Origin of the sequence: Shewanella vesiculosa, assembly GCF_009994065.1 — a bacterium.
GTDB classification, from domain to species: domain Bacteria; phylum Pseudomonadota; class Gammaproteobacteria; order Enterobacterales; family Shewanellaceae; genus Shewanella; species Shewanella vesiculosa.
Genome location: NZ_JAACSD010000012.1, coordinates 59,701 through 70,555 on the forward strand (window position 1 = coordinate 59,701; position 10,855 = coordinate 70,555).

Below are 10,855 nucleotides of genomic sequence, written 5' to 3' on the forward strand. Positions count from 1 at the left end.
TTAAGTCAATACGAGGTTACTTAGTACGATCGCGAATGTGGCTCATTGCACGCTTACGACGACGCTCTTGACCCACGGTTAACTTTTCAGTTCTACCTTCAAACGGGTTAGCACCTTCGTGGAAACGTAACTGAATTGGCGTACCAACTACTTTCAATGAACGACGGAAGTAGTTCATCATATAGCGCTTATACGAATCAGGTAGCTTCTTAACTTGGTTACCATGAATAACCACGATTGGTGGGTTATAACCGCCAGCGTGAGCATATTTCAGTTTCACACGACGACCATTAACCAATGGTGGTTGGTGATCATCTTGCGACATCTGCATAACGCGAGTCAGCATTGAAGTACTCACACGACGTGTAGCACTGTCGTAGGCTTCTTCAATTGACTCATACAAATGGCCAACGCCAGTACCATGTAATGCTGAGATAAAGTGAATACGGGCGAAATCGATAAAGCCTAAACGGCGATCAAGTTCGCTTTTAACACGGTCTTTGACTTTTTGATCAATACCGTCCCACTTGTTTATCGCAATAACCAATGCACGACCAGCGTTTAAGGTAAAACCTAATAAACCAAGATCTTGCTCTGCAATACCTTCGCGCGCATCGATAACCAATAATACTACGTTAGCATCTTCAACTGCTTTTAAGGTTTTAATCACCGAGAATTTCTCGATAACTTCATTCACTTTACTGCGACGACGAACACCAGCAGTATCAATTAATACGTACTCTCTACCTTCACGTGACATTGGAATATAAATACTGTCACGAGTAGTACCGGGTTCGTCATAAACCACCACACGTTCTTCGCCGAGGATACGGTTAATCAGTGTTGATTTACCCACATTAGGCTTACCAATAATGGCGAGCTTAATCGGTAAGTTTTGCAGGCGTTCTTGTTCTGCTTCAGCTTCTTCTTCAGTATATTCACGTTCAACTTGCTCGCCTTCTTCGTCGAGTTCGCGAACGATACCCATAGCTTCAGCATAAGGCGTTAGTGCGTAATCAATCATGTTGGTCACACCACGGCCTTGCGCGGCAGCCATTTGGTATACTTCACCTAGACCTAAAGACCAAAACTCACCACAAGCTGAATCGGCATCAATGCCGTCGACTTTGTTAGCAACCACAAAAGTGACTTTATCACGGCTACGTAAATGCTGAGCAATCGCTAAATCGGCAGCTGTCATACCCGCACGAGCGTCAGTCATAAATAATACGACATCCGCTTCTTCAATCGCGGCCAATGACTGTTCAGCCATTTTAGTTTCGATCCCTTCTTCGCTGCCATCAATACCGCCAGTATCAACAACGATAAACTCGTAGCCAGCTAAAAATGCGCGGCCGTATTTACGGTCACGTGTTAAACCTGGGAAATCAGCGACTAACGCATCACGAGTACGAGTAAGACGGTTAAATAATGTCGATTTGCCGACATTCGGTCGCCCTACAAGGGCCACTACAGGGATCATGATTTTGCCTCTAAAAAACTTTTCAATAAAAAGCCCCCGGAACGCTTCCAGGGGCTCTAGTAAGGATATTATACCTTAATTAACGCAAAAATAGTGCTACGACTTATTCCGCATCAGTTTTGGTATCTTCCTCAGCATTCATTTGCTCTTGCTTGTTCAAGGAAACAATAGCAACTTTACCACTTCGGCCTTGAACATAAATGTTGTCACCCACCACTAAAGGTTGGGCATATAATCCATCACTATCAACTTCAATGCGGCCAACAATGTCACCGCTATTACGGTCAATAAAGTGCAAGTAACCTTCAAAGTCACCAACAACAATGTAATTGTCTATCACGGCTGGAGCGGTTAATTCACGGTTTTTAAGAACCGAATTACTCCATAATTCCAGACCATTACGACGATCAACCGAATAAATACGGCTATGATCATCAACTAAGTACAGGCTAATACCTGCAGCAGCTAAATCATTAAAGCTTGAATATTTACGTGACCAAACAATCCGTCCGCTGCGAAGCTCCATAGACACGAGATTACCGTTGTAACTCGCAACATAAATATTTTCGCCCAAAATTAATGGCGTCATATCAATATCGGCCATCCGGGTAAACTCATTGGAACCCGTTGGGGTAAATACCGCTTGTTCCCATGCTTGTTGGCCATTACTTTTGACCACAACAGCGACTTTGCCATCTGCTGTGCCTAAAAAGAAACCGCCCGCTTCATAAGCGGCTGAACCTGTACCTCGTAAGGTAAGGTTTGGCAGCTGCATTTCATAGGTCCATAACTTTTCACCGTTATCGATATTAAATGCTTCAAATGCACCTTTACTGGTATTTACTGCAACAACATCTTCTGCCACTGTCGGTGCCGATAATAACTCACCATTAGCTTGAGCAGACCACACTACGTCACCCGTAGCCTCATCTAGCGCAACTAATAAGCCAGTTTCACCACCAACAAAGACTTTGTTACGTGCCGCAGTAACGCCGGCAGCTAAACGAATTCCTTTGGTTTTAATTTCAAGCTTATCTTCAAAGACATCATTAAAGTCTTGTTTCCATAGCTCCTTGCCGCTGGTTTCATCAAACGCAACCACAACACCGCTGCGATCGGCGACAAATAATTTGCCATAACGAACCGCTGGACGAAGTTGCGAGTAATAATCACCTACGCCATCGCCAACACTGGTATCCCAAGTCACTTCAGGAAATACAGTTGCTTGTATATCAACTAATTCACTCACTGGCTCTTCTTCAACATCACTTGAAGAACAAGCAGACATAAGAGCAACACTTAACCCGACGGCAAGTAGATTTTTACACCAAGACTTCATTGGCTAAATTCCTTATGCCTTATTTAGATTGTCTAACTTCATGGTCAGCGCAGGACTGGCTATCGCGCCACCATTATCCACGGCTGCTTGATAAGCTAATTTGGCTTTATCCAAATCACCTTGACGCACTAAAAAGTCGCCTTTTAATTCTTCACGTTGCGAAGCAAATGCTTTATCAGTCACTTGTTCTAGTGTGGCTAATGCCATACCAAGATTATTTTGCTCAGCTTGAATACGCGCTAGACGTATCATGGCCACCATGCCTAAACCTGAACCAGGCTCTGCGGCAATTACTTTGGTAAATGAGGCTTCAGCTTTTGCTAAATCACCCGCTTCAACCGCTGATTTAGCGACCATCAACTCGAGTAATGCCTGATAACCTTGCTGATCATGTTCTGATGTAAAGCTTTCTGCCTGAACCAATAACGCTGCAGGGTTAGCTGACTGTGTCACGATAGACTGAAACGATTCGGAAGCTTTTTCGGCTGCCGTCACTTTCATATCAGAATAAGTATTCCAACCATATAGACCACCTAGGCCTACCACGGCACCCACGACAATCGAGGTACCATAATCTTTCCAGAACTGCTTGATAGCATCTACTTGTTGTTCTTCTGTGCTATAAATTTCCACTTGCACTTCCCCTTTGAAATCAATTCTTAAATCAGTTCTGCAATTTTAGTTACGAGTTCACTACGCGTAACCAATTGTTGTTCGTCTTTTGTTCTTAACGGCTTGATAGCCACTTGATTATTCGCTACTTCATTTTCGCCAATGATCAACGCAAATTGAGCACCGCTTTTATCGGCACGCTTCATTTGCTTTTTAAAGTTACCACCACCGCAATGACTCATGACTTTAAGCGTTGGTAACTGTTGACGCAACTCTTGAGCCACTTTAATGGCTTCAACCACACAATTATCACCCATAGCAGTAACATAGATATCTACTTCAGGGGCAATATCACTGGTTAACTCAAGCGTTTCAAGTAATAGTACAATGCGCTCAAGGCCCATTGCAAAGCCAACGGCTGGAGTATCTTTCCCCCCCAGTTGGCCGACTAAACCATCGTAGCGGCCACCCGCCAACACTGTACCTTGAGAGCCCAAACTGGTGGTAACCCATTCGAATACAGTGCGGTTATAATAATCTAAACCACGAACTAAACGTGGATTGATGGTGTATTGGATGCCAACAGCGTCTAAGAGTTCACATAAAGTTGAAAAATGTGTCTTAGTTTCTTCACCCAAGTAATCCATTAATGCTGGTGCGTCAGCTAAAATAGCCTGCACTTGCTGATCTTTAGTGTCCAGTACACGCAATGGATTTGAATACATCCGACGTTTACTATCTTCATCGAGAATGTCTTTATGCTGCTCTAAAAAAGCAATCAACGCATCGCGATAGGCCGCACGTTCAGCGGGATCGCCTAAGGTGTTTAGCTCAAGTGCAACGTGCTCTTTAATCCCTAGCAAGTCCCATAAACGGGCTGATAACATCAATACTTCAGCATCAATATCGGCGCTACCAATGCCATACACTTCAACACCGAACTGGTGGAACTGACGATAACGACCTTTTTGCGGACGCTCATGACGGAACATAGGTCCCATATACCATAAACGTTGTTCTTGGTTGTAAAGCAGACCATGTTCGTTACCCGCACGAACAGTTGAAGCGGTACCTTCAGGACGTAAGGTTAAGCTGTCACTATTACGATCTTCAAAGGTATACATTTCTTTTTCAACAATATCGGTCACTTCACCAATAGAGCGCTTGAAAAGGTCGGTACTTTCTACGATAGGAGTGCGAATTTCGCTATAACCGAATGCACTAACAGATGAACGCAATACTGCTTCGAGTTTTTGCCATATAGGACTTTGGGTAGGCAGAATATCATTCATTCCGCGAATAGCTTGGATTTGCTTTGCCACTGTTAACTTGTCCACTTATTGAATTAGCTTGCGCTAATAAAATGTAAATACACCCTCTGCATCGGCAACTTTAGGTTGTCATGCACAGGATTAAGATTATTCGGTTTTATCGGTTATCGCGATACGGTTGGCCATCATGCTTGCTTTTGCACGGATCTTAGCTTCTAAACCATCGACGATATTGTTATTATCAAAGCGTTCTTTTTGACGCACTCCGCCATCATAATAACCGCTTTTAGCATGGCCACCCGTTAAACCAATATCAGACACTAATGCCTCGCCTGGACCATTAACCACACAACCTATAATGGACACATCCATTGCGGTGGTAATGTCTTCAAGACGACGTTCAAGTTCATTGACTGTGCTAATCACATCAAATTCTTGGCGCGAACAAGAGGGACAAGCAATAAAATTAATTCCACGGCTACGAATGCGCAAAGACTTTAAAATATCAAAGCCCACTTTGATTTCTTCAACGGGATCGGCTGCTAAGGAAATACGTAAAGTATCACCAATACCCTCAGCTAATAACATGCCTAAACCCACAGCTGATTTAACTGAACCGGCACGCATACCGCCTGCTTCAGTAATCCCCAAATGCAGAGGTTGACGTATTTGTTTAGCGAGTAAACGATAAGATGCGACAGCAAGAAATACATCTGAGGCTTTTACACTGACTTTAAATTGATCAAAGTTCAAACGGTCCAAAATATCCACATGACGCATTGCCGACTCAAACAATGCCTCCGGAGTTGGCTCGCGATACTTATCCATTAAGTCTTTTTCAAGCGAACCACCATTGACCCCGATACGGATTGGAATATTTTTATCGCGTGCACATTCAACAACGCTGCGAATACGCTCTTCATTACCAATATTACCAGGATTTATTCGCAGGCAATCTGCACCGTATTCAGCCACTTTAAGTGCAATACGATAATCAAAATGAATGTCGGCAATCAAAGGCACATTCACTGACTGTTTAATGATTTTAAACGCTTCAGCTGCATCCATCGTTGGCACAGAAACACGCACTAGATCAGCGCCCACCTTTTCCAACGCACGAATTTGTGCAACTGTGGCTTCAACATCATTAGTATTGGTATTGGTCATCGACTGGACAGCAATCGGTGCACCATCGCCAATAGGCACATTGCCCACATATATACGTGTTGATGGTCTGCGAATAATTGGGGATTCGTTATACATGTAAATGTACTCTACTGCAGTTGCTAAAGCATTATGACGCTTTAGGCAGGGTTAATCTTGCTACTCGACCATTGGCAAATTCAGCTAAACTGATTTTATTGCCATCGAGGCTGATACTGGCGACTTGAGGTGCACCTAGGATCACTTTAAACGGTTTTGTACCTTGAACTTCAATTCGCTGAGCTGAATTTTTCACGCCATCAACCATGACTTTACCTGTGGCATCAGTCACATTAACCCAACAATCACCTGAAAGTTCAATGGTTAATACACTTGCACCACTCACTAAACTTGAGCTTGTTGATGCTGCTTGTGCATTATCACTTTCAACACTACTAGGTGAAGTACTGGCTGCATCTTGCGCCGTTTGAATAAGCTTATCTTCAGCATCTATTGCAGCTTGGCTAGGAGCCTCTGCCGCACTCGCACTGGCTTCGTTACTTGACTCATTACTACTATACTGTTCAGTTTCGCTTCTAATGAATTGTTGCGGTTGGGCCATGTTACTTCCAGCAGCAATTTCTTCAACGGTTGGTTGAGATAAATCAACACTGGTTATTAACGATGACTTTTGAACCCACCACAATACTAACATGGCGATCAATACGGCAATGATAAGGTAAGTCACAAAATTTAGACGGCTATTACGAGCTTGATGCGTCGTCTTACGTGAAAAACTTTGCATTTCAGGGGCAACAATTTCAGGTAATTGCTGGCTTAAACATAGCTGAATTTTGTTCATATCAGCGCTTACTGCACGAGCATAATTTTTAATATAGCCGCGCACATAAGTGGTAGAGGCAATATTATCAAAGATGTCATTTTCAAGATCATTAATGATCTTGGGGCGTAAATGCAGTTGAGTTGCGACGGTCTCAATTGAGATCCCTTTTGCTTCGCGGGCCGCTTTTAAAATGGCCCCGGCAGTAACAACATTTGTTAACAATGACGCGTTCTCTTCGTCTTGTTCTACTTGTTCGAATTCTTTAGTCATTAATTCAAGTTAGCTCTATAATTTTTGGCTTGTGGAGATGCAGGAAACTTCGCAATTAATAAAATGCCAAATCGTTTTACGGCCTCTACATCATTCGCCGCCCGCTCAATCTTGATCCCTAAGGCTAAACTTTCTGCTGATTCACTAGCAACTCGATGGTATCTTGCGAGTTGTTCGCGCGCATCGCCGTAGTCAGCATCTTCCATGGCTAACTCGGTTAATTCTAATAATGTGACTTTACGTCTTGGATCATACTTTAACGCCATATTAAAATACTGTCGCGCTTTTTCTTTATTGCCGGCTTTGCGACTGCATACACCTAAGTTTTCATAACTTGATGCGGTACGGGTATATTGAGGTGTCTCTATGGCTGCAAGAAACATTTTCTCAGACTCGGCAAACTTATTTTGTTGGCACAAAAACACCCCAAAATTGTTACGCGCATCACCCGTCACATCACTCAAACTAATCGCTTTTTTGTATGACTCTTCCGTTCGCTCAATATCGCCAACGGTTTGATAATAATAAGCCATTGCCATATGAACTTCACTGATGTTCGGCGCATATTCAACAGCTTTATTTAAATTATACTTTGCTTGCTCGCTATTACCACGCTGTAGATAAGTCAGTCCTAGTTGCATACGTTCTCTAGCAGCTCCCTGCTTATCAAACTGACGTTCAGCTACAGGGGTATCAGTACCACTGTAAGTACGCTCAGTAACACAAGCAGTGGCAGACAAAGCCACTAAAGTCATTAAACAAACCTTTTGCATTCCATGCTTCATTTATAAGCCTATTATCTATGCAAACAACGAGTTATTCCATTGTGACTGAAATCTGACTCTGTTGCATTTGTTTTTTTGCTAAACGCTTTGTTCTATCACGAATATCACCGGCTAATTGACCACAAGCAGCATCAATATCGTCACCACGCGTTTTACGCACAATCACGGTTAGACCATGTTCCATTAACACTTTAGAAAAACGGTCAATGCGTGAGTTCGATGAACGGCCATACGGAGAACCAGGATACGGGTTAAACGGAATTAAGTTAATCTTACATGGCGTATCTTTCATTAAGATAGCGAGTTCATGTGCTTGATCTGTGCTGTCATTTATATGATCAAGCATCACATACTCAACCGTGACGCGGCCACGGTTTGCATTAGACTTTTCTAAATAGCGACGAATACCCGCTAAAAACTCTTGCAATGGGTATTTTTTATTCACCGGAACGAGTACGTCACGTAACTTATCGTTAGGCGCATGGATACTGACGGCTAATGCCACATCGATGACATCACCTAATTTATCAAGTGCTGGTACCACACCCGAGGTTGATAATGTCACTCGACGCTTAGATAAACTAAAGCCAAAATCATCTAACATAATGTCCATAGCAGGGATAACGTTAGCAAGGTTAAGCAAAGGCTCGCCCATCCCCATCATCACTACGTTTGAAATTGGTCGATCGCCAGTGTCTTTATGGAAACCTAAAAATTGCGACACTCGCCAAACTTGACCGATGATTTCAGCGACGGTTAAATTACGGTTAAAACCTTGCTGACCAGTAGAGCAAAAAGTACATTCTAAAGCGCAACCAACTTGTGACGACACACATAAGGTCGCTCGGTCTTCTTCTGGAATATAGACGGTTTCGACTTCTTGGCCCTGACCAACATTAATAGCAAATTTAATGGTCCCATCAGCAGACTTTTGGAAATTAGAAATTTCAGGTGCGACAATTTCGCATCGCGCTGCTAATTTACCACGCAATACTTTATTTATATTGTTCATTTCTTCGAAGTCAGTAACGCCAAAGTGATAAATCCACTTCATTAACTGATCGGCACGAAACGGTTTTTCACCCATCTCGCTGAACAATGCTCGCAGTCCTTTACGATCAAGATCTAATAAATTGATTTTCTTTTCACTCATCTGCCTAACCTCAAACACCAAAACCTTTAACAGGGCGGCAAATTATACAGATGCTGGCCAAGATTAGCTAGTAATCAAATAGCCTAGTTATCGCATCAAAAATCAAACATTCACCTGGTTTGGCGCCCAACATGAGTAAAATAATGTTAGAATCGATTTCCAATTAAAGAGGGAAATTATGAAGCAACGCTACACATTAACTTTAGCCCACATTAATGATACCCACTCTAACTTTGAACCCAGCCCCGTTCAGTTTAGCCTCGAGAATCAACAAAAAACATATACCCTCGAAGCACGTTCTGGCGGATACGCACGTTTAGGTTATCAAATTGAACACGCCAGACAACAAGCAGCAATCAAACAGTCGCCTTTTATTTTTTTGCATGGTGGTGATAGTTTTCAAGGGACATTATATTTTAGAGAGTTTAAAGGTGCAGCCAACGCGCATTTACTAAACTTACTCAAACCTGATGCTATGGTAATAGGTAATCACGAAGTCGATGCAGGCAATAGCCCAGTTCAAGCTTTTCTAAACCGTATCGATTTTCCGGTACTTGCTGGCAATATGGACCTCAGCCAAGAAGACCGACATAAATCGGGCCGACTTTATGGCCATCCAATGCTGTACGATTTTGATGACTCAACTGAAACAGCCAAAGTATTAATTAAGCCATTTCATGACACTAAGTTAGCCATTATTGGTATTACATTAGATCAAATGCGCTTAATTGCACGGCCCGATCCTGACACCCACTTTGCCAACGCCATCGACACGACTTTGCGGACAATACAACGCTTACACCAGCAGGGTATCTATCACATCATAGTATTGAGCCATTTAGGCTTAGATCAAGACCGAGAACTTGCTGCAAAAGTTGATGGGATCAGCTTAATTGTTGGCGGTCATTCTCATACACTGCAAGGCCAACTGAGTGATATTGGTTGGAGTAATATTCCTTATGCAGAAACGATTAATTCAACGCCTATTTTACATGCAGGCAAATATGCAGAAACAATTGGCTTGGCTGAAATATGTTTTGATCAACATGGCAAAATAGTTGAATTACAGGGCAATAACTATTTTATGGTCGATGAAAACATCACAGTAACCACCAAAGACGGTCATGCCACAGACAGTAATACTGCCGCAACCTTAGTCAAACAACTTTTTGCTCATCCGAGTATTAAAGACGCACAACATGATGAACATATTCACTCAGTAATCCATACTCAATACAGACCATCATTAGATGCGATAGAAAATCAAATCCTTGGCCATATTCCTCGCGACTTTGTCCATACACGCTTACCAAGCAAACACTTACCTCATGGCAGTGAAATCGCCCCGTGGGTCAGTCGAAGCATGTATAAAGCGGCTAAAAATATTGAACCAACAATAGATTTTGCCTTGCACAATGCCGGTGGGGTAAGACAGTCACTGAACAAAGGCCAATTATCTTTAGCCGATGTTGTGGGGCGCATTTTGCCCTTTGAACTCCCTCTTACCTTATATAAAATTCAAGGTAAATACGTTATCGAAGCATTAGAGTCCGCGATAAACTCCGCGACCAATAACGGCATAATGGGTACAGGCGCAGGCAGTTTCCCCTACCCTTATGGCCTGCGCTACTTTTATGATGGTAAGCAAGCTAAAGGCTTAAGGATAACTCAGATTGATATCTACAAAGACGATCAATGGCAAACACTAGAACCTAATAAGCTGTATTTGGGAGTATCAAGTTCTTATACTGCAGCAGGTAAAGAAGGATACGAGGCATTATTACATGCTCATTGGCAGCAACCCATTAGTAATCAAACACTGCCTGAAGCTTTTATCGATTTTGTAAGCCAGCATGGACACCTTATTACTGGGCAACTATTTGCTAATGTTCACTACATTAGCCATCACGATTAAATCAACTAGTGATAATACCTAGCCACTGGCACACTCAAAC

The 10,855-nt window shown here is 42.6% G+C and carries 9 protein-coding genes; 1 reads left to right on the plus strand and 8 read right to left on the minus strand.

All coding sequences use genetic code 11. From position 1 onward, the window contains the following. Positions 1–16: 16 nt before the first annotated feature. The 8 genes from der to rlmN all read right to left on the minus strand — a co-directional run bounded on the left by der (position 17) and on the right by rlmN (position 8,900). Complete coding sequence (gene der, locus GW828_RS13700; RefSeq protein ID WP_011636594.1) at positions 17–1,483, minus strand: ribosome biogenesis GTPase Der; 1,467 nt, start codon at positions 1,481–1,483, stop codon at positions 17–19. 103 nt (positions 1,484–1,586) lie between these two features. Further along, entirely contained in the window at positions 1,587–2,822 is a 1,236-nt protein-coding gene (bamB, locus tag GW828_RS13705; protein WP_273057973.1) for an outer membrane protein assembly factor BamB, read from the minus strand. A 12-nt stretch (positions 2,823–2,834) separates the two neighbouring features. Continuing rightward, on the minus strand, positions 2,835–3,455 hold the full coding sequence (locus tag GW828_RS13710; protein WP_124016851.1) for a tetratricopeptide repeat protein: 621 nt from the start codon (positions 3,453–3,455) through the stop codon (positions 2,835–2,837). Positions 3,456–3,481: 26 nt separating this feature from the next. Next, positions 3,482–4,756, minus strand: coding sequence for a histidine--tRNA ligase (hisS, locus tag GW828_RS13715; RefSeq protein ID WP_124016850.1), 1,275 nt, complete (start codon positions 4,754–4,756; stop codon positions 3,482–3,484). A gap of 96 nt (positions 4,757–4,852) precedes the next feature. Further along, positions 4,853–5,968 carry a flavodoxin-dependent (E)-4-hydroxy-3-methylbut-2-enyl-diphosphate synthase gene (gene ispG / locus GW828_RS13720; protein ID WP_124016849.1) on the minus strand — a complete coding sequence of 372 codons (1,116 nt, stop codon included), beginning with the start codon at positions 5,966–5,968 and terminating at the stop codon, positions 4,853–4,855. A 31-nt stretch (positions 5,969–5,999) separates the two neighbouring features. After that, entirely contained in the window at positions 6,000–6,962 is a 963-nt protein-coding gene (locus GW828_RS13725; protein WP_273057974.1) for a RodZ domain-containing protein, read from the minus strand. Then, a complete protein-coding gene (gene pilW / locus GW828_RS13730; RefSeq protein WP_182697961.1) occupies positions 6,962–7,747 on the minus strand; it encodes a type IV pilus biogenesis/stability protein PilW in 786 nt (261 codons plus the stop codon). The genes GW828_RS13725 and pilW overlap by 1 nt, the downstream gene beginning before the upstream one ends. Positions 7,748–7,778: 31 nt before the next feature. After that, positions 7,779–8,900, minus strand: coding sequence for a dual-specificity RNA methyltransferase RlmN (gene rlmN / locus GW828_RS13735; protein WP_124016846.1), 1,122 nt, complete (start codon positions 8,898–8,900; stop codon positions 7,779–7,781). Positions 8,901–9,078: 178 nt separating this feature from the next. On the opposite strand from rlmN, the gene GW828_RS13740 reads away from it, so the two are divergent. Further along, positions 9,079–10,815: a bifunctional metallophosphatase/5'-nucleotidase gene (locus GW828_RS13740; protein WP_182697960.1), complete on the plus strand. Its 1,737-nt coding sequence runs from the start codon at positions 9,079–9,081 to the stop codon at positions 10,813–10,815. Positions 10,816–10,855 lie beyond the last annotated feature (40 nt).

Coding starts and splice junctions, on each gene's coding strand:
- der (WP_011636594.1), bottom strand. CDS start 1,483: ATGATCCCTGTAGTGGCCCTTGTAGGGCGACCGAATGTCGGCAAATCG.
- bamB (WP_273057973.1), bottom strand. CDS start 2,822: ATGAAGTCTTGGTGTAAAAATCTACTTGCCGTCGGGTTAAGTGTTGCT.
- ispG (WP_124016849.1), bottom strand. CDS start 5,968: ATGTATAACGAATCCCCAATTATTCGCAGACCATCAACACGTATATAT.
- GW828_RS13725 (WP_273057974.1), bottom strand. CDS start 6,962: ATGACTAAAGAATTCGAACAAGTAGAACAAGACGAAGAGAACGCGTCA.
- pilW (WP_182697961.1), bottom strand. CDS start 7,747: ATGAAGCATGGAATGCAAAAGGTTTGTTTAATGACTTTAGTGGCTTTG.
- rlmN (WP_124016846.1), bottom strand. CDS start 8,900: ATGAGTGAAAAGAAAATCAATTTATTAGATCTTGATCGTAAAGGACTG.
- GW828_RS13740 (WP_182697960.1), top strand. CDS start 9,079: ATGAAGCAACGCTACACATTAACTTTAGCCCACATTAATGATACCCAC.